Annotated in this window: 18 protein-coding genes; 4 read left to right on the top strand and 14 right to left on the bottom strand. The window is 68.1% G+C overall.

Translation table 11 applies throughout. The features are described 5' to 3' along the window. Positions 1-62 precede the first annotated feature (62 nt). The 8 genes from ACQ4L4_RS10440 to ACQ4L4_RS10405 form a co-directional block, all read right to left on the bottom strand. Positions 63-395: a hypothetical protein gene (locus ACQ4L4_RS10440; RefSeq protein WP_377154105.1), complete on the bottom strand. Its 333-nt coding sequence runs from the start codon at positions 393-395 to the stop codon at positions 63-65. A gap of 189 nt (positions 396-584) precedes the next feature. After that, entirely contained in the window at positions 585-1,226 is a 642-nt protein-coding gene (locus tag ACQ4L4_RS10435; RefSeq protein WP_431104166.1) for a hypothetical protein, read from the bottom strand. Further along, a complete protein-coding gene (locus tag ACQ4L4_RS10430; protein ID WP_431104165.1) occupies positions 1,223-2,788 on the bottom strand; it encodes an aspartate aminotransferase family protein in 1,566 nt (521 codons plus the stop codon). The genes ACQ4L4_RS10435 and ACQ4L4_RS10430 overlap by 4 nt, the downstream gene beginning before the upstream one ends. Beyond that, the gene (locus ACQ4L4_RS10425) at positions 2,788-3,510 is read right to left on the bottom strand and encodes a class II aldolase/adducin family protein (RefSeq protein ID WP_431104163.1); all 723 of its coding nucleotides are present in this window, start codon (positions 3,508-3,510) and stop codon (positions 2,788-2,790) included. Before ACQ4L4_RS10425 ends, ACQ4L4_RS10430 begins: the two co-directional genes overlap by 1 nt. Beyond that, positions 3,507-5,237 carry a xylulokinase gene (locus ACQ4L4_RS10420; protein WP_431104162.1) on the bottom strand — a complete coding sequence of 577 codons (1,731 nt, stop codon included), beginning with the start codon at positions 5,235-5,237 and terminating at the stop codon, positions 3,507-3,509. The genes ACQ4L4_RS10425 and ACQ4L4_RS10420 overlap by 4 nt, the downstream gene beginning before the upstream one ends. Continuing rightward, positions 5,237-6,181, bottom strand: a complete 945-nt coding sequence (locus ACQ4L4_RS10415) for a TorF family putative porin (protein WP_431104161.1) — start codon at positions 6,179-6,181, stop codon at positions 5,237-5,239. Before ACQ4L4_RS10415 ends, ACQ4L4_RS10420 begins: the two co-directional genes overlap by 1 nt. A 39-nt stretch (positions 6,182-6,220) precedes the next feature. Continuing rightward, positions 6,221-6,628, bottom strand: a complete 408-nt coding sequence (locus tag ACQ4L4_RS10410) for a DUF2147 domain-containing protein (protein WP_431104160.1) — start codon at positions 6,626-6,628, stop codon at positions 6,221-6,223. Between the two features lie 269 nt (positions 6,629-6,897). Next, positions 6,898-8,082: an MFS transporter gene (locus ACQ4L4_RS10405; protein WP_431104159.1), complete on the bottom strand. Its 1,185-nt coding sequence runs from the start codon at positions 8,080-8,082 to the stop codon at positions 6,898-6,900. A 108-nt stretch (positions 8,083-8,190) separates the two neighbouring features. Between ACQ4L4_RS10405 and ACQ4L4_RS10400 the strand changes: the two genes are divergently transcribed. After that, on the top strand, positions 8,191-8,940 hold the full coding sequence (locus tag ACQ4L4_RS10400; RefSeq protein WP_431104158.1) for a TetR/AcrR family transcriptional regulator: 750 nt from the start codon (positions 8,191-8,193) through the stop codon (positions 8,938-8,940). A gap of 115 nt (positions 8,941-9,055) precedes the next feature. On the opposite strand, the gene ACQ4L4_RS10395 is transcribed toward ACQ4L4_RS10400, so the two are convergent. Together ACQ4L4_RS10395 and ACQ4L4_RS10390 are read right to left on the bottom strand one after the other, a co-directional pair. Then, positions 9,056-9,589 carry a hypothetical protein gene (locus tag ACQ4L4_RS10395; protein WP_431104157.1) on the bottom strand — a complete coding sequence of 178 codons (534 nt, stop codon included), beginning with the start codon at positions 9,587-9,589 and terminating at the stop codon, positions 9,056-9,058. Beyond that, positions 9,546-10,271 (bottom strand): hypothetical protein, encoded by a 726-nt coding sequence (locus ACQ4L4_RS10390; protein ID WP_431104156.1) that lies wholly within the window; start codon positions 10,269-10,271, stop codon positions 9,546-9,548. The genes ACQ4L4_RS10395 and ACQ4L4_RS10390 overlap by 44 nt, the downstream gene beginning before the upstream one ends. Before the next feature lie 238 nt (positions 10,272-10,509). Here ACQ4L4_RS10390 and ACQ4L4_RS10385 point away from each other — a divergent pair, with 238 nt between their 5' ends. Beyond that, positions 10,510-11,709: a DUF3667 domain-containing protein gene (locus ACQ4L4_RS10385; RefSeq protein ID WP_431104154.1), complete on the top strand. Its 1,200-nt coding sequence runs from the start codon at positions 10,510-10,512 to the stop codon at positions 11,707-11,709. Between the two features lie 29 nt (positions 11,710-11,738). Here the strand turns inward: ACQ4L4_RS10385 and ACQ4L4_RS10380 are convergent, their stop codons facing one another. Next, positions 11,739-12,335: a hypothetical protein gene (locus ACQ4L4_RS10380; RefSeq protein ID WP_431104153.1), complete on the bottom strand. Its 597-nt coding sequence runs from the start codon at positions 12,333-12,335 to the stop codon at positions 11,739-11,741. 197 nt (positions 12,336-12,532) lie between these two features. Continuing rightward, a complete protein-coding gene (locus tag ACQ4L4_RS10375) occupies positions 12,533-12,997 on the bottom strand; it encodes a hypothetical protein (protein ID WP_431104152.1) in 465 nt (154 codons plus the stop codon). A gap of 451 nt (positions 12,998-13,448) precedes the next feature. On the opposite strand from ACQ4L4_RS10375, the gene ACQ4L4_RS10370 reads away from it, so the two are divergent. Further along, complete coding sequence (locus ACQ4L4_RS10370; protein ID WP_431104151.1) at positions 13,449-13,832, top strand: hypothetical protein; 384 nt, start codon at positions 13,449-13,451, stop codon at positions 13,830-13,832. Positions 13,833-14,019: 187 nt separating this feature from the next. Here ACQ4L4_RS10370 and ACQ4L4_RS10365 read toward each other — a convergent pair whose 3' ends face one another. Both ACQ4L4_RS10365 and ACQ4L4_RS10360 read right to left on the bottom strand, forming a co-directional pair. Then, positions 14,020-15,891, bottom strand: a complete 1,872-nt coding sequence (locus tag ACQ4L4_RS10365) for a carbohydrate-binding module family 20 domain-containing protein (protein ID WP_431104150.1) — start codon at positions 15,889-15,891, stop codon at positions 14,020-14,022. A gap of 303 nt (positions 15,892-16,194) precedes the next feature. Then, complete coding sequence (locus ACQ4L4_RS10360; RefSeq protein WP_431104149.1) at positions 16,195-16,935, bottom strand: SDR family oxidoreductase; 741 nt, start codon at positions 16,933-16,935, stop codon at positions 16,195-16,197. Between the two features lie 299 nt (positions 16,936-17,234). Here ACQ4L4_RS10360 and ACQ4L4_RS10355 point away from each other — a divergent pair, with 299 nt between their 5' ends. Continuing rightward, positions 17,235-18,116: a LysR family transcriptional regulator gene (locus ACQ4L4_RS10355; protein WP_431104148.1), complete on the top strand. Its 882-nt coding sequence runs from the start codon at positions 17,235-17,237 to the stop codon at positions 18,114-18,116. Positions 18,117-18,367 lie beyond the last annotated feature (251 nt).

The raw sequence follows: 18,367 nt of genomic DNA, 5'->3' as shown, positions 1-18,367 counted from the left end.
CGATCTGATGGGCATCAGGGTGCCAGTGATGGCCGTGGACGCAAGGCCGAAGAATGGTCCTGTCAGGCCAATCGCCCTTGCGCCGCTTCCACCCGAGCGAGCACAGCGGCCACCTCGAAGAAGACGAGCCGGCGGCGCGTCTCGATGCGGGTGAACTCTTCCGCCGACGGCACGAGTTCCAGATCGCCGAAATGGGCGTGGCGCAGCCAGCCGCTGAGGCAGGCCTGCGCGATGAGCAGGGCGCGGTCCGTCGACACGCCGTCGGCGGCTTCCCCCGCGATGCCGAAGATCGCGCGCAGCGGGATACCGGCCGCGTCGGCGGCGAAGAACTCCTGGGGGACAAGCGCCGGCGCTCGTCGTGACGAGTCGCCGGGGAGGCGGTCGTTGGCAGTCACTGGCGGCGCCCGTTGGGAAGGGATCGCCAGTCTGTCGGGCCGTCGCCCGCCTCGCGTCCGTGGAAACCCGCCGCAAGCGTTTGGCAGCGAGCGATGCCCGCACGGAGCAGCGCGACGGAGCGACCGGCGCGCAGAATTCGCCTCGACATCGTCATCCGGAGGGCGCAGTCGTGACGATCCTGGGCAAGGTCAGTAGCCGCTAGTCTCCACCGGCGGCTTCCCTCGCCGCACCTGATCGCGAGCCAGGGCCTCTTCCTTCATGAGCCTGCCGTTGGCGACACGACGCACGATCCACGGCAGCGTGCGCAGCTTCGCGCCGCTGGCCGTCGCCGGGATCCAGGCCTTCGCGCATTTCTCGAAGAGCTCCGCGTTGAGCGCGAGCCGCGACGGCGTCATCCCCAGCAGCAAGACCTGACCCGCGTGCAGCGCCACATTGCCGCCATCGGCCAGCGCGGCCGGCAGTTGCGACAGGTCGTCGGTGGGCCGCGCCATGTGGCCGAGCTGTCGGATCTGTTCGTCGAAGACCGGCGGCATCCATCCGCCGAAGGCCGCCATCTGCCGGCAGAACGGACCTCCGCCCACGAGCACGGCGCAGACGTCGGGCCGAGCGGCGTAGACCGTTCGATGAAGCGCCGGCGCGCCCGTGCCGCGGCCCTCGGCAGGCGCGAGCGGCATCGTCCGCATCGAGGCGTCCGTGGCCGTTCCCCACCCCAATTGCCCGCTCGTGGGATCGCGCAGCGAGAGACTGTCCGCGGCGTCCGGCATGAGTCCGCGCGCCAGCAGCCGCTGCCGGAGGCTGAGCCACGCATCGCGGAGCGCGTCGTCGCTCATGCCAGCGCCATCACGTCGTCGAAGCGGTTCAGCGCGTCGTCGATGACCTCGTCGGTGTCGGCCAGGCTCGTGTAGAGACGGCTGCCCGCGACCGAGATCAATCCGTGAGCGGTGAACGCCGCCCCCATCTCCTCCATCATGTGCTTGCGGCGCTTGGCCTCGTCCTTGACCTTGATGAGCTTCCACAAGCTGCTCGTGTCGAGCAGCAGCACGCCCGAGGTCTGCAGATGCACGATGGAGCCGAGGTTGTAGGCCACATACGGCAGTCCGCGCCGCTGGATGATTTCCTCCAGTCCCCTGCGCAGGCGCTCGCCGGCCCGCCCGGCCACCGCCGGCGCGTTGGTGCGCTCCACCTCGAGGAGCGAGTGGTAGCCCGCCACGCAGCTGAGCGGATTCGCCGACAAGGTCCCGCCGACGAAGGCGCGCCGCGAGGTCGTCCCGATCCCGCCGACGAGCGACATCATGATCTCCCGCTTGCCGCCGATCGCGCCCGCCATCGGGTAGCCGCCGGTCAGGCACTTGCCCAGCACCGTCAGGTCGGGCGTCACGCCGAAGTAGGCCTGCGCGCCGCCCATGCCGGCGCGGAAGCCGGTCACCACCTCGTCGAAGATCAGCAGCGCCCCGAACTCGTCGCAGAGCGCGCGGACCTGCGCATTGAACTCGCGGTGCACGGGCCGCGTGCCGCTCTCCGGCCCGAACGGCTCCAGCAGCACCGCCGCCGTCCCGCCGCGCAGGCGGTTCCAGCGCAGCAGCCGCCGCAGCGCCTCGGGATCGTTGGGCAGGCACTCCTGCGTGTGCGCCGTGGCGCCGCGCGGGATGCCGATCGCTTCCATGCGGCCTGTCTTCGGCAGCCGCATGCCGTAGACGAGCTGGTCGCTCCAGCCGTGATACGCGCCGCCGATCTTGATGACGCGCTGACGCCGGGTGAAGGTGCGGGCCAGCCGCACCGCGCCCATCACCGCCTCGGTGCCGGAGCCCAGCATGCGCAGCATCTCCACGCCGGGCATGTGGCGGCAGACCAGCTCGGCCAGCTTGACCTCGTACTCGTGCAGCAGGCCGGTGACCGGGCCGCAGTCGTCGAGCAGCGCGTGCACCGCCGCGCGCACCGCCGGCGGATTGCTGCCGAGCAGCGTCGGGCCGCCGGCCTGCAGGAAATCGATGTAGCGATTGCCGTCGATGTCGGTGAGGTGCGCGCCCTCGGCGCGCGTGATCGCCAGCGGGAACGGATGGTTGAAGGCGAGGTTGTGCTGCACGCCGCCCGGGATCACGGCGGCGGCCTGCTCCGCCAGGCGCTTCGACCCGGCGCAGTGATCGTCGAACCAGCGCAGGACCTTGGGCATCGCGTCCGGCCGGATGGGCCGCATCGGCTGGTTCACGAGCGCCGCGAAGCGCTCGTAGAGCGCGTGCGTGTCCGGCCAGGTGGGCACGGCGGGCGCGTCCGGCGGCAGGGCGCCGGATGGCGAGGCGGCATGTCGCCCGCCTGGCGCGGGCGCGGCGATGCCGGCGGCGGTGGGTGAGGTGGGTGCGGCGGGCGAGGTGGGGGCGGAGGCAAGCGTAGACATCACGGTCCCTTGAGATGAAGCAGCAGATCGCGCACCGGGGCGAGCCTGCCTCGGAGGGCGGGCTCGCGGTGGACGCGTTCGTCGATGCGCGCCGCCAGCAGGCCGCGGGCGAGCGTCTCGAGGCGCTCGACGGCTTCGAGCGCGGTGGCGCTGTCCGCGGCGCAGCACAGGATGCCATGGTTGCGCAGCAGGTAGGCCTGGCGGTCCGGGCGGACGGCCTTGGCGAGCTTGCCCGCCAGCCACGCGGTGCCGGACGGCGCGTAACCGACGACCGGCACCTCCGGGCCCAGCCAGCGCCGCAGCGCCTCCGGCACGACCAGCGGCTGGCCGATCAGCGCGCAGGCGCTCGCCAGCGGCTGGTGCGTGTGGATGCTGCAGCCGACGTCCGGTCTGGCGCGCAGCACGCGGGCATGGAGGCCGGTCTCGACGGAGGGCTTGCGGGCGCTGCTCCTCGCATCGGTGCTCGCGTCAGTGCTCGCGTCAGTGCGCGCGTCGGTGCGCGCGGTCGTGCTCGCATCGTCGACCACGGTCAGGTCCGACAGCCGCAGCACGCAGACGTCCTCGGGCCGCATGACGAGGTAGTCCGTGGCGGACGGCGTGACGGCGACGCGCTCGTCATCGATGCGCAGCATCAGGTTGCCGCCCGTGCCGGCGAAGTAGCCGCGCTCGGACAGGCGCAGGCAGAGGTCCACCACGTGTCGGCGCTCGACCTCGTGCTTCATGTCGCGGCTCCTGTCGCCGGGGCGGTCCTGACGCCTGCCGCCGCGTCCGTCGCGGGGACCTGGTTGATCCGGTGGTACAGCGGCGCCAGGCGCATGCGGACTTCCTTGAAGGCTTCGAACTTGTCGCCGTACAGCCGGCTCAGCGCGGTGGCCGGCTCATAGATGCGGCGCGTGCGGCGCAGCGTCGCCAGATCGCCGAAGCGCAGCGCGCCGGTGCCGATGCCGGCGAGGAAGGTCGCGCCGATCGCGTTGGCCTGGATCGGATGCTCGAGCTGCCGGATCGGCTGGCCGGTGACGTCCGCGAAGATCTGGCACCAGACGTCGCTCTGCGCGCCGCCGCCCACCGCCGCGATCGTGCCGGGCGAGCGCCCCAGCAGCCGCGCGAAGGGCTCCATCATCCAGCGCGTGTTCAGCGCGACGCCCTCCAGGAAGGCGCGGAAGATGTCTTCCCGCGAATGTTCCAGCGAGAGGTTGATCAAGCCCGCCCGCAGCAGCGGATCGTCGACCGGCGTGCGCTCGCCGAAGAGCCACGGCGTGTAGATCAGCCCGCGCGACCCCGGCGGCACGCGCGCGGCGATCTTGTCGAGGAGCTCGTAGACGGCGGGGTGTTCCTCGTCGGAGGCCAGTTCGTCGGGGTGGTACAGGATGCGGTCGCGCAGGAAGGACAGGTTGGCGCCGGCCGTCGACTGCAGCGCGAGCGCGAGATAGCGGTCGTCGACCGCGCAGGGCACCGCGGCGATCTTGTGGCGGACGTCGGTCCGCATCTCCGGCACGTGCGCGCCCAGCCACGACGAGGTGCCCAGGTACAGGTGGGTCTCGAAGTCCGACACCGCGGCGCCGACCGCGACGGCGGAGGTGTCGACGGCGCCGGCCACGACCGGCGTGGAGGCGGGAAGTCCCAGTGCCGCGGCGACGTCGGGGAGCAGCGGGCCCAGCACGTCGGTGGAGCGCACGATCGGCGGCAGCTTGCCGGCGTCGAGTCCCAGGCCGCGGATCAGCCGGTCGTCGTAGCGGATGCGCGAGGGGTCGCGGTTGTCCGTGACCCAGCTGGTGAGGATGGAATCCTGCGTCGCGCAGAGTCGTCCGCAGAGGCGGTAGTTCAGGTAGTCGAGCGCGTTGAGGAAGCAGCGCGTGGCGTCGTGGACGGCGGGCATCTCATCGCGGATGAAGGCCATGTGACCGGCGGCATCGCGCCCGCTGAGCGACGGCGCGCCGCCGGTGAGCCGCAGCCAGCGCCAGAGCTTGTGCGGCGCGTAGCCCTCGATGTTGAGCCAGCGCCCGCGCAGGCGACGCTTGATCGCGGCGGCGCCGCGCGCGTCCAGCCAGCTGAAGGCCGGACCGATCGCGCGGCCGTCGTGGCCCAGGCAGACGGTGACCTCGGTCTGCGTGGAGCAGCACACCGCCGTCACGCGCCGCCGCCGCGCCGCGTCGGGCGCGAGCACCTCACCGGCGGCCTCGAGCAAGGCCCGCCACCAGGCCTCCGGGTCCTGCTCGGCCCGCGCGCCGTCGACCACCAGCGCAACGGGACGGAAGGCCCAGGCCAGCACCTCGCCGTCCAGGCTCACCAGCGCGCATTTGCAGCCGCTGGTGCCGAGGTCCACCGCCAGCACGAGCGGCGAGTTCGGCGAGTTCGGCGCATTCGGCGAGATCGGCAAGGTCCGCGATGTCGACGAGGGCGGCGAGAGCGGCGAGCTGAACGAGGGGGACGAAGGGACCGACGAGGTCATCAGAACTTGCGCGACACGGAGACGACCAGCGTGTTGTTGTCCTGGCGCTTCCATCCGTCGCCGTCGGGGATCATGAAGAGTTCGGGCCGATGCGTGCGGGTGGCAACCCATTCGGCGGTGAAGTTGAGGCCCCAGCGCTGATGGGTGATGCCGATCGAGTAGTCGCTGAAGTCCGCCTCCTTGAAGTGGCGGATCTTCTGCGTGCCCGCGTGCAGGTTCAGCGTGGTGGTGGGCGTCAGCGGATGGCGGTAGGTGAGGTCGTAGAGCAGGCTGCCGCGGGAGTTGTGGTCCCCGCGCGCATAACACTCGAGCGCCGGCGTGGGGTCGACGGCGGCGACGAGGATCTGGCCGCAGACGCCGCCGGTGTCCGCGCCGCGGTAGGTGCGCGAGAGCACGTTGAGGACGCGCCCTTCGAGCCTGCCCCAGCCGATCTCCAGCACGGCGTAGGCGGTGTCGTAGCGGGTGCGGCGGAAGTCCACCGGCACGCCGGCTTCCATGTCGATGCCGTGCGGCGCGTCGAACTTCGCGCCGGGGAAGAACTCCTTGGCCAGGCCCACGCCGAAGTGCCAGCCGTCCGGATCGCCGAAGCGGTAGCCGGTGCCGAGCAGCAGGTTGACGCCGTCGCCGTCGGTGAAGGCCTTCTTGCTGACCGTGGACAGCTGCGCGAGGCCGATGATCCCGGACTCGTGCGCGAGCTGCACGCCCAGTTGCAGCGACGGCTTGCGGCCAGAGTCCGACACGCCGCGGTTGCGCAGGTCGGAGAGCAGCTTCACTTCGGTCTCGACGCCCATCGTGGCGGTGCCGGTCTCGTCGGCGCGGGCGGTGAGGGGGCAGAGGGCGCTCATCGTCGCGAAGGCGCACAGGGCCAGGCGAGGCACATGGGCCGCGACGGATTCGAAGGGCGAGCAGGCGAAGGTCGAGCAGGCAAAGGTCTTGCGGGTCATCTCGGATCTCCTCGTTCAGGCGTTCGGGCGTTCTGGTGTTCAGGATTTGCAGACGGGCGAGGCGGGCAGTTCCGCCACGCGCTTCATCTGCTCGGTCTGGCCGAGGATCTCGGTCCCGATGTAGGCGCGGATGTAGAGGTCGCCGCTCTTCACGCGCAGCGCGCCCTTGTATTTCTTCTTGTCGCGCGGGTCGTAGACCCAGCCGTCGCGCCAGGCCTCGTTCTCGTAGCGGTCCAGCTGCGCGATCTGGATGCCGCAGGTGTCGTTGGACTTGCCCGCGTCCTTGTCCCAGACGATGCGGCCGCACAGCGCGGCCGGCTTGTCGTCGCAGGGCTTGAACTCGATGACGGCGCCGCCGTCGGCGCTCAGCCATCGGCCCTTGGCGTCGTCCGGGCCGGCGGCCATCGACAGGCCGGGGATCAGCGCGGCGCACAGCGTCGCGATCACGATTCCCGTGGCCGGCCCGGGCCGGATCCCCGGGAAGCTTCGTCGAGAAAGGGCTGGTCGAGCTGCCATCGCGTCCTCTCCGGAGGGGCTCGCCCTCGCGTCATTTGGATAGTGATGGCTATGGTATAGCGATGACTATCGAATTTGATTTGCGGAGAAACCCTGGCCGCCGGTAATGGAAGTAGTGAAGCCTTCTTGCTCCCTCTCCAGCTTGCGGGAGAGGGCAGGGGTGAGGGCCAGCGGCGGTGGAAGTGCTGAAGCCTTTTCGATCAATCCGCCAAAGGCCGGGCGGGCGCGCGCGTCAGCGGCAGCGCCAGGATCGCCAGCGTCGCGAAGCCCGCGGCCACGAAGGGCACCGGCGCGACCTCGTCGCCGGTGACGACCAGCGAGGCCATGAGCGGCCCGAACGCGCTGCCGAAGAGCTGGGCGGCGGGCACCAGGGACGCGACGCGCCCGCTGCCGTCGACGCGGAAGGCGAGCGCCATCTGGAAGGGCAGCATGAACAGCCAGGTGAAGGTGAACAGGCCGCACAGCGCGGCGAAGACGGCAGTGCCGCCTGGCCCGGTTCGCGCGATGCCGAGGGCGCAGAGCCCGAGCACGACGGCGCATCCCAGCAGCACGGGCCGCACCGGCAGACGCCGCACGAGCCAAGTGCCGGCGCTGCCGCCGACCACCTGCATGCCGAGCCCCGCGGCGATGAGCGTCTGGACGGCCAGCGCGGAGAAGCCGGCGCGGGTGCCGAGCGGCTCGGCATAGGCCCACAGCGCGCCGAGCGTGGCGAGCTGCAGGAAGACGACCAGCAGCGTGCCGATGCGCGGCCGGGTCCAGGTCATGCCGATGCCGACCTGGCTCACCGTGGGCGTGAGCGGGCCGAGCGGCCGCGCGAACAGCAGGGCGAGCAGGGCGGCCAGACCGCAGAGCCCGGCGAGCACCGCGAAGCCGCCCGGCCATCCGTGCGAGGGAATCACGAGATGCGCCAACGCGAGGCCGAGCAGCGATTGCGCCAGCGTCTGCACGACGAAGAAGAGCCCGGCCAGCCGCTCGGGCACGGCGGCCCGGACGATGACGGCGGTCGTGCTCCAGACCATGAGGCCTTCGGTGAGACCGGCGCCGGCGCGGACCAATCCCACCGCCAGATCGCCCGCGACCCGCATGGTCACGAGGTCCAGCGCCGCGGCGCACAACGCGGCGATGACGGTGACGACGCGCAGCGACCGCACCGGCAGCGCCAGATCGCCGATCAGGACGCCGAGGCCCAAGGCCACGATCTCTCCCATGGCCACGAGGCCGACGCCCTCCAGGGTGACATGGCCGGCCTCCAGCAGCGCGCCCAGCAGCAGCGGCTGCAGGCCGAGCATCAGCAGCGCCACCGAGCCGACGACGATCGCCAGCGTCTGCGCGCCACGGCTGCTGGTCGAAGCCGCGGCCGGAGCCGTGAAGGGGAGTGTGCTCATCTCGGCGCAAACCATGCGTTGGAAGATGGCTGGAGATCTTATAGTCATGGCTATCGTTCCGGGGTGCTCGCCAACCCTGGAACAATCCCGCAGAGCCCACACCCGCCCATGCCCATGCCTGCTTCGCGCCGCAAGACCTCCGAATCTGCTCCGGCTTCAGCCCTCCCGGTGGGGTCGGCGATCGCGCTCGGGGCCGGCACCGAGACGGACACCGAGTCCGCGCCGGATGCCGTGACGGCGCCGACGCTGGCCGCCAAGAAGCTGCCCGCGCAGCAGCGCGCCACGGAGACCTATGAGCGCATCCTGGAGGCGGCGGCGCAGACCTTGATCGAGGTGGGGGTGGAGCGGCTCTCCACCAACCTGGTCTGCATGCGGGCGGGGCTGTCGCCGCCGGCGCTGTACCGCTACTTCCCGAACAAGTACGCGCTGCTGTTCGAGCTCGGGCAGCGCCTGATGCAGCGCCAGAACGAATGCGTGGCGAAGTGGATGTCGGTGGAGGTGGTCCAGCGCGGCGTGCCGGCGCTGGAAGAGGCGTTGGCGGGGCTGCTGCTAGACACCTACGCGGCGACGCGCGACACCCCGGCGGGCGTGTGGATCATGCGGGCGATGCGGGCCGTGCCCGCGCTGCAGGAGGTGCGGCTGACCTCGCACGCGGCGGTGACCGAGGCGCAGACGCGGCTGCTGGTGAAGGCCTTGCCGGGGGCGAAGCGCGCGGAACTCAAGCTCGCGAGCCGCATCGTCGTGGAGCTGATCTACGCGACGGTGGAGATGCTCTTCGACGAGAGTCTGAAGCCCAAGGAAGTCGCGCGCATCGCGGCGGGGATGATGGCGAGTCACCTGGCGAAGGTGATGCGCTGAGAACTCATGCTGCGCCTCTTGCTCCCTCTCCCGCTTGCGGGAGAGGGTCGGGGTGAGGGGCGCGCCAAGCGCGCGGGCTCTCGGCAGCCATGCAGCGAAGCTGCTCTCCGAAGCCTCAGCGGCAAACCTCGTCGATCCACTCGCGGGAGCCGGGTTTCAGCGGGACCAGCCGTCGGCTGTTCGCGCCGTCGGGCATGAAGCAGAACTTGCCGACATAGCCGCGCGTCGGATCCGAGGAGTCCGACGAGCGCGTGTTCAGGTGGACCTGATACACCTTGCCCGACTGAAGCTCGGGCACTGGCGTGGGCTTCGAAGTGGCACCCTCCGGCGTCTGTCCGTAGGCGACGCAGCTGTCGGGCGACAAGGTCGGCAAGCGCTGCTGATCGAGCATCACCGACCAGACCCGGTCGACCGGTTTCGTCGAGGTATCGCTGATCAACACCGCCTGCAGGCGGATCGTCGGGCCGCGCGCGGCTTCCTTGGCGGAGATCGAGAAGCAGGGCTGTCCGTCCAGCAGACGGACCTCGGCGTCGCCCATGCGGGAGGTGGCGCAGGCGGTGTTCAGCGCGCCCAGTGACGCGCAGAGCGCGATCGCCAGCGAGGACTCAAGGCAGGTTCGCCTTGTCGGCCGGGTTCTGGAGGAAGGCATTCAGGACCTCTTCGAAGAGCGTGATCTGATTCGCGAACTGTGGTTGGCGCATCGCCTCGGGCGCATTCATGTGCTTGAGTGCGAAGTAGTCGGCCAGCAGGTCGCCCTGCGACTCCATGTTGTAGTCGCCGAGGGTGGTGCCCGACTTCAATTCGTAGTCGTAACCGAGGCCGATGCGGATGGCGCCGCGCAGCCGCACCGGGTAGCCGAGCTGGTACTGCCAGACGTGCACCATCTCGTGGATGAACCACTGGCGGGTGTAGACATCGGTGATGGAGAAGTCTTCCTTGAAGTGCTTCTTGTTGAAGTAGATCTCGCCGTTGGGCGTCATGGCCGTGTCGTCGGGCTGCAGGCCGAAGGGCAGGTACTCGTCGTTGTGGACCTTGACGGCGGCGTAGTCGAGCGCATCCTTGAAGAGCAGGCGCGCCATCGCGATCTCGCCGGTCGTGAGCCCGCGGGCGCCGCCCTCCGGTGTGGCGAGAGGCTTCTGCGGCGCGGGCACGTACGGGGCGTTGGCCGGTGGCGTGAAGTCCGCGGCCACGAGCAGCCAGTTGTCGCCCGCGGACGCGTCCAGGCCGATCGGCCCGGGGCGGGGCGAGTCGCCAATCCACTTCGTGCCCGGATCGGACATCAGTCGAGCGACGTCCAACCCGATCGGACCAGGAACGACGGCACGTGCCATGTGAAGCTCCCTGCAGGGCGCCGCGGAGAAGTCCGGCGGCGAGCGGCCCATGTTGCCGGGTTGGCGGGATGGGCGCAAATGACTCTTGGCTAGTCTCACCGCGGGCCGCCGGGCAACGAGTGCGGCCAGGGCGTTGGGGGGCGTCGACGGCGGGTTTTGCCGACCATTCGGGACGGGGAGCGGAGGAGATACTCCGCGCCGTAGCCGCGCGTCGCGGCGCTCGTCGGGGTAGGGAGTCATGAGTATCCAAGTCGAGGCGGCCGGCGAGATGCTGGTGGGAGCCGCCGTTGCCCAGGAGATCGCTGGCGGAAGCGGCGCCGGGGCCGAGGCCGATGCCTCCAGGCATGCGCACGGGGCCTGCGCCAACTGCACCGCGCCGCTGCAAGGCGCGTTCTGCCACCGCTGCGGCCAGGCGGCTCATGTCCACCGCTCGCTGGCGCATCTGGCGGAGGAGTTCCTGCACGGCATTCTTCATTTCGAGACCAAGGCCTGGCGGACCGTGCCGATGCTGCTGCTGAGGCCGGGCAAGCTGACCCGGGAGTACATCGACGGCCGACGCGTCCGTTACGTCTCGCCGCTGGCGCTGCTGCTGTTCCTGCTCTTCCTGATGTTCCTTGTGTTCTCGCTGACCAGTCCGACCGTGACGGTGGGGGGAAGCCTGAATCCGGATCAGCTCGGCAAGCTGAACCAGACGCTGGAAACCAGCCGTGCCAAGCTGGGTGAACTGGAGGCTCAACTGGCCGCATTGCCGACGGGGGATGCGTCGCGCCGCCGCGTCGAGTCGGCCATTGCCGAGCAACGTGTGGAGGTCGCCGGGATCGAGCAGGCGCAGCTGTTCCTGGACCCGCAGCAGGCCGCGAAGGATCCCGAGGCCGCGCGTGCCGCCGCGCAGCAGGTCCGAGCCTCGCTCGCGCGTTATCTGCCGTGGCTGTCCGCGCCCGGCATCGAAGGCCGAATCGACCGCGCGCTGAGCCAGGCGCAAGGGCCGATGCTGCAGATCGAAGGCACGTCAGGGATGCCGGTCTTCGAGCGCAAGCTCAAGCATGCGCTGGAGAACAAGGAACTCGCGCTCTACAAGATCAAGGGCGCGGCGGCCAAGTTCGCGTTCCTGCTGATGCCGATCTCGCTGCCGTTCCTCTGGCTGCTGCTGGTGACTCGACGCCGCTTCGGCATGTTCGACCATGCCGTGTTCTCGCTTTACTCGTTGTCGGCGATGGCGCTGCTGATGAGCGCCGTGGCTATCTGCGGGTATTTCGGGTTCGCAGGCATGGCGGTCCTGCTCGCGACGGTGGTGCCGCCGCTGCACATGTTCGCGCAGCTGCGCGGCACTTACGCGCTCGGTGTTGGCGCCGCGGCGTGGCGCACGGTGGCGCTGCTCTTCATCGCCGGAGGATCGATCCTGATCTACAGCCTGATGATCGTGCTGGCGAGCATGTGAGGGGCGTCCGGAGACGTGGTCCCAAGCGCTTACCACTTGCTCCAGCACACCATGGTGGCGATACCCAGCACCAACGCGAAACAGGCGGCGATCTTGATCCAGCGACGCCAGAAGTCTTTTGGATCGTCGGATCGCCGCACGATGCGTTCCGATTCGGTGCGGATCTGACCGGTCATCAGCGCCCAGAGAGGCCCCAGCGTACAAGTCCCCAACCAGAGCAGCCAGATGACCAGGAGCGCGGGGCGACGCATCGCGCCCGTTGGCAGGCCAAGCTTCGCGACGACGCAGGTCGCGATGAGCGTGAACGCCATGAAGGACAGTGCTGCCCACTGGCGCCCTGTCATCGCGTGGGACGGTCGTCGCCTGCGTGCATGGACGTCCGGCTGTGTCCGCCAGATTATTCTCGCCAACAGGAACAGGACGCTCAGGAGGGTGGCGTGCGCCAGCGTGTTGACGATCAGCATCCCTGGCGAGTCGGCCCAGGTATATGAGCGCCCTGTGGACAGCTTGCTGAACTCGACCATGCGCCCGTCCACAAGCAGAAGCAGCAGGGCGACGCCATAGACCACGCCAGTGCCGGCAAACACGGCAGTGCATATCCAGGTGAAGAAACGATCGAGGCGCATGGATCGGGGGAATCGAGGAGGCGAATGATAGTGGTGAGCGCTCAGCAGGCTGGGGGCGGACCTCGCGGTCGAAGGTCACACGAGTCGTACCGCTTTGGATGAGCAACTGTTTGCTTCTGCCTACCTCGGTCAAGCACCTGTTCTCCGATGAACAGGACCATCGCTCCCGCGGATCGGGCCTGCACACGCTCGTGGCCTCACTCGGGCAATACCCCGCGAACACGCATCACGTCCAAGGCGTGGGCCGCCGCGGCTTCGAGGTGTTGCCACTCCGGCAAGCCGAAGGCTGCTTCTGAATCCTCGATCGCTTGAGGCGTAGCGGCGCAGAACCGCTCGACCGCTTCTCGGACCGCACGTGCAGCCAGCGCTTCCTTGGTCGCGTAAGCCGGCTCGCCATAGAGTTGGGCGTCGGACAACTCCTCGACGTTCCAGTCGTACCACTGGTTGATCACCTCGTTGAGGTCGACGGGCGTTGGGTCGCGCCTGATATCGACGACCCTCTGGAGCCAGAACATCACTTGGTTCCGCACCCTTCGGTGCACGATGTCGCTGTCATCGGACATGAAAACCCCAAGCGGCGAGATGGCCGCGGCGGCCGGTTGAACGTCGCGTTTCGCCTGCCATCCGGGGCAGGCGCTCGCAATCCGAAGTTTAGTGACCATGGACGTATCAGCTCATGCGGCGATGAATGTGGATGACGAGGCTCCCAGAGTGGGCATCGGCGAGACCGCAGCGACGTCAACCTGAGACGAGTTGCGTGGGCCTCCAGACCTCACTGACAAGCCCTGACCCTCAAAGGTAGGAGCCCATGCCCCGCATTCCCTCTAAGGAATGGATCGCCGGAAGTCTTTGATATGGATCAAAGAATGAAGTCCCGATCGGACGGAGCATGGACTCCGGTGCTTCAACCCACCACAAAGCCGACGCCGGTTCTGAGGCCGACGTCGGGCTCTTGATCATTCGATCATGGGCGAGATGGGCCTATCCGCGAGGACGGCCGCACGTCCCTTTGTCGTGAGTTGAACATCTCGCCCACCTCTCCGGTCGATCCGAAGGCATGTCGCCTTCAACGTCGGAGCTGGTGGCGTCCAACCTTGATCGAGGTAGTACGACATGGCAAGTTTCCAACAAGCACGCATCGACGAGTCCGACAAGCCGATGCGCCAGCGCCATCCGCTCGCGGGCTGCGATCAGCAGACGCTGATCCACCTGCAACACGACTGGGGCATGACCGAGCCGCAGATCTTCGGACCGCGACTCGGCTCCGATGCGATCTGCCTGCGCGCGGATCTGACGATGGGCTCGGCGCTGGCCAACCTGCGCGCACTGCTGGTGAGCGGCGCGTCGATGCTGTCCATGCTCGCCGACAACTGCGCGGAGGGCGATCCGGCCAAGCACGTGGCCAACGCAGTCAAGGAGTCGCTGCGCGAGGGCCTGGGAATGCTCGGCGTGGTGGAGCGCGCGGTGGATGAGGATCGGAGGAAGGTCGCGTCTTGAGAGCGAGTTCCAGAAGCCGCGAGGTGACGGCCATGCCGAGCACCTCGCGTCGAACCTCTTGATCTCCGCATGGGTTAGAGCGGCGGAAACCGATTCGCCCCTTCCGCGGGCAACTTGTGCAGGCACGCGGCGGCTCGTCCCGCCCATCGACGTCCGACGACCCCGCCCGTGCTCAGCGCGCGTCGACTCAGAACTTGAAATTGCCGTCAGACCGAGCCTGCGAGCCACTCGCGCAACTCGTGAACTCTCGGTTGCCGCTGCTGGTGGACTGGTTGCTTTCCCAGACGGCGGTCGAGCCGTTCCACTTCACGTACTTGTATTGGATCGCCGTGCCGGCGGGCAGGTTGACGGTCCCCGTCCATGGCACGTTGGCGCCGGAGCCCTGGATGGTCAGCGCGAAACCCGAGCCCGGCGCCCAGGCGCCCAGGCCGGTCACGTTGCCCACCACGCGCAGGTTCTGGCCGACCACCGTGTTGGCGTTGGCGATGGTGAAGGTCACGGCGCAGTTGCCGGTGCCACCACCACCACCGCTGATCTTCTGGCCCGTGTAGATCGCCACCGCGGGCGTGCTGCCGCTGTTGTTGGCCGGCACCGTGAAGCTGGCGTTGCCGCTGCCGTCCACGGTCACCGAGTCGGCCGTGCAGCCGGTGCCGGCGGCGTTCCTGGTGCCGTTGATGACGTTGCAGTACGTGCCGGCGGGCAGGCCGGTGGCGAAGCCTCGGGTCCAGGCGCTGCCGCTGTTGTTCAGCGCGACGAAGCCGACGTTGCCGCGGCTGAAGGCGACCTGGTTGCCGTTGTCGCCGACGATCCAGTTCTGCTGTGCCTGCCCGATGCTGGCATTGCGGAAGCCCACCATGTTGGCCAGCGGCGTCCAGCGGTGGGCGAAGTCCCACACCACGTTGATCTGCGGCACGCCGCCGCTGTAGGGGCTGGTCGTGGGGCGGTCGGCGTCGGTGTTGCTGAACTTGAAGCCGGAGTACAGCTGCGCCTCGGCATAGCCCTGGGCCAGCATGAAGATGTTGGCCAGCGTGTAGCGCTGGTTGGCGGCGTCGTTGCTGGCGGCGTTGTTGATGTTCAGCGAACTGCCGTTGCGCTCGGTGTCCCAGTTGGTGACGAAGACCGTGGCGTTCTGCGGCTGGATGAAGCCCCAGCTGCCGCCCCAGTTGCCCCACGTGCCCATGATGCCGGGGATGCTGGACAGGGTGTTGCCGTTGTTGCCCCGGAACACGTCGCGCATCGCGTACGGGAACTGGAACTCGTTGATCGTGCCGATGGGGAAGTAGCTGGGCCGGTCCACCTCGCCGTCGTTGATGATCTCCTGCGTGACCCAGATGTTCTCGCCCTGCAGCGTCGTGGGGTAGGTCGCCTTCACGGCGCTCATGATGGACGTCCAGGCACCGGCCGGCATGTGCTTGGCCGCGTCGATGCGGAAGCCGTCGATGCCCAGCGCCAGCAGGGCCTTCAGGTAGTTGGCGATCTGGCCCTGCACGTAGCTGCTCTCGGTCGCCAGGTCGGGCAGGCCGCCGAGGCGGCAGTTCTGCACGTTGCTGCGGCCGGCCGGCGAGTTGTAGTCGGCGTCGTTGATGGTGCAGTTGGCGTGGAAGTCGCTGGCGCTGAAGAAGGGGTAGCTCAGCGTCGCGGCGTTCCACGTCGATCCGTCGGTGGCCGTGCCGCTGCCATCGGCCATCTGATTGACGACGATGTCGGCATAGACGCGCACGCCGGCCGCGTGGCAGGCGTTGATCATGCTCTGCAGCTGCGCGGGCGTGCCCATGCGGCTGGTGAGGTTGGCGTAGTTGACGGGCTGGTACACGCCCCACCAGCCGTTGGCGTTCTTGGACGCGCCCGGCGGCGAGATCTGCACGCCGCCGAACCCCTTGGGGCCCAGCCATTGCGTGCATTCGGTGGCGATGTCAGGCCAGGCCCATTCGAACATCTGCACCGACGTGGCGTTCGGATTGAGCGCCTGCGCGGGGCTGGCGAAGGCGGCAAGCGCGACGCTGGCCGCGGCGGTCAGGGCGTGGGCGAGCCTGCGGCTCGAGAAGGGCAGCTGGGGCATGTTGTCTCCGGTATTGATCGGCCGCCGCCCTCGTCGCGGGGCGGCTGGTTCGGGCCATTCGACTGCATGCCATGGCCGGCTTTCCGGGGTCGGAAAGTGGCTCGACTTTAGACACGCTCTCGCCAGAATTCCGTAGGAAAACTACCAAGTCGCGCCGTTTGCCCCTGGTAAAGAAACTGAGGAGTTGTTTCTGTCCGTAGTTTCGCTACTGAAAGGCATGGCGGCGCTGCCGTGTCAGGTCGAGCTCGAAGACTCGCCATCCGGGCTTCGGCGGCTTGCCTGGTGGTGGCCGGCGCGCCCTGTTCAGGACACGCTGGGCACCAGGTTTTCGCCGCCGGAAACCTCGATCACCGTGCCCGTCACATAGGGGTTGGTCATGAGGAACAGCGCAGCGTGGCCGATGTCATGCGCCTTGCCGGCGCGCCGTGACGGGAATGTCTCTGCCACCTTCTTGCGCAGGCCGTCGCGATGCTCGGCCGGCAGGAAGCTCCACATGTCCGTGTCGATGAAGCCCGGACGAATCGTGTTCACGCGGGTCGGTGCGAGCTCCAGCGCCAGCGATCCCGACAATGCCTCCACGGCGGCGAAGGCTGAGGTCACGGCCGCGAAACCCACCTTGGGGCGAGCGGCCATGCCGCCCGTCAAGAAGGTGATGGAGCCACCGGCGCGCAGCTGCGGCGCGCCATGGCGAGCGCTCGCCCAACTGCCCAGGAACTTGCCCTCCATGTAGCTGCGCACGCCGTGCATGTCGGCATCCATGAAAGCGCCCCAGCTACCGAGGTCCGGCGCCGCGGTGACCACCAGGTGATCGAACGGTCCGATGCTGTCGAACGTCGCTTTGACCGACGACTCGTCGCGCATGTCCAGGCTGACCTGCGAGAACTTGGCGAGGTCGGGTCGCTCTTCGGGCGACGCGATGCGACGACTGGCGACGATCACCGTCGCCCCCGCGGCGTGCGCGGCGCCCGCCACGCCCAAGCCGATGCCCGTCTTGCCGCCCACGACGACGACTTTCTTTCCCGCCAGGGTGGACGACGGGGCCAAGGTGGCGTCTTGATGATGATGTGCTGCAGTCATGATTTCTCTTCTTTCAGTGGTCAAGGGAGGGCCCGGTCCAATCGCGTCGAGCCTCCTCGGGGTAGACATGCCGCCGGAGCTTGTGCGACCGCGCCATGAGCGTCGTTTCGCTGCGTTTTGGCGGCATGGACGTCATGCTAATTAGCTTGATCGGCGTCGATAATTGGCTGAAAATTACTGACTGATATTCCATATTGGAATAAATCAGCGAGGCGTGGAGCCGCTTGGGTCCAGCCGCAGGACAGGCAGCGACAGACAGGCGCCCGATGGACAGATTTCAGGAACTCACTGCGTTCGTGGCGGTGGTGGACGCCGGCGGTTTCACGGCAGCTGCGCGACGGATCGGTGAGTCTCAATCCGTCATCAGCAAGTCCGTGAGCGCCCTCGAAAAGCGTCTCGGCGTGCAGTTGCTCAATCGCAGCACGCGCAGCGTCACGTTGACGGACCACGGACGGAAGTACTACGAACGGACGAAACCGCTCCTCGACGAATTCGCGCAGGCGGATGGCGAGTTGATGAGCAGCACACTGGAGCTGTCCGGGCTCGTGAGGATCGCCACCTCGGTCACCTTCGGGCGTTTGCACGTTCTGCCGCTTGTCCCGCAACTGCTGGCGCGTCATCCCAAACTGAGACTCGATCTCAAGCTGGCGGACGGTGTGCAGGATCTGCTGGCGGAAAGCGTCGATCTGGCCATCCGGATCAGTCCCGCCTACAGCCCGGACGCCGTGGTCAAGCGCGTGTCCACCAGTTCACTGGTGTGCGCGGGATCTCGTCGCTATTTCGAGCAGCATGGAACGCCGATGACGCCCGAAGATCTGGTCAACCACAACTGCATCGTCTTCAACGGGATCGAGAGTTGGGCCTTCGAGCGACCGGGCGGGAAATTCAATGTGCGGGTGAGCGGCAATCTTTCATCGAACACCGTCGAGACCATCCTCTCGGCCGTGCAGGCGGGCGTCGGCATTGGGATGTTCCATGGCGCCTCCTTGACCCGCGAGTTGCGCGCGGCGGGCGTCGTCACCGTCCTCGATGACTTCATCGGCGAGAAGAGAGATGTCAGTCTGATCTGGCCGAACCGGAAGTTCATTTCGGCGAGAGTGCGGCAGGTGACGGAGTTCTTCGCGGTGGAACTGGCCAAACGCATCTAGAAGTCGGGCTGCCTCGCTGTCGTTCAGCGTTGAAGTGCAATCAGCGCCGTACGTCTCCGCTGCGAGGGCCAGTGGGAACGCATCACCATGTTCTTACGCCCAGAACGAAATGACTGGCAAGCAGGGCCAAACAGAAGGGCGCGGGCAAGGCACAAACAACTGCGGCCCATGAAGCTCGCCGCAGGGCAAAGAACATCCCAACGAATGCACCTGCCGTGCCCATTACCCACAGGAAAACGCCAATCCGTATT

Source organism: Roseateles noduli (assembly GCF_050626985.1).
In the GTDB taxonomy this organism is placed as follows: Bacteria; Pseudomonadota; Gammaproteobacteria; order Burkholderiales; family Burkholderiaceae_C; genus Roseateles; species Roseateles noduli_A.
This window is presented reverse-complemented; position numbering and strand designations above follow the sequence as displayed.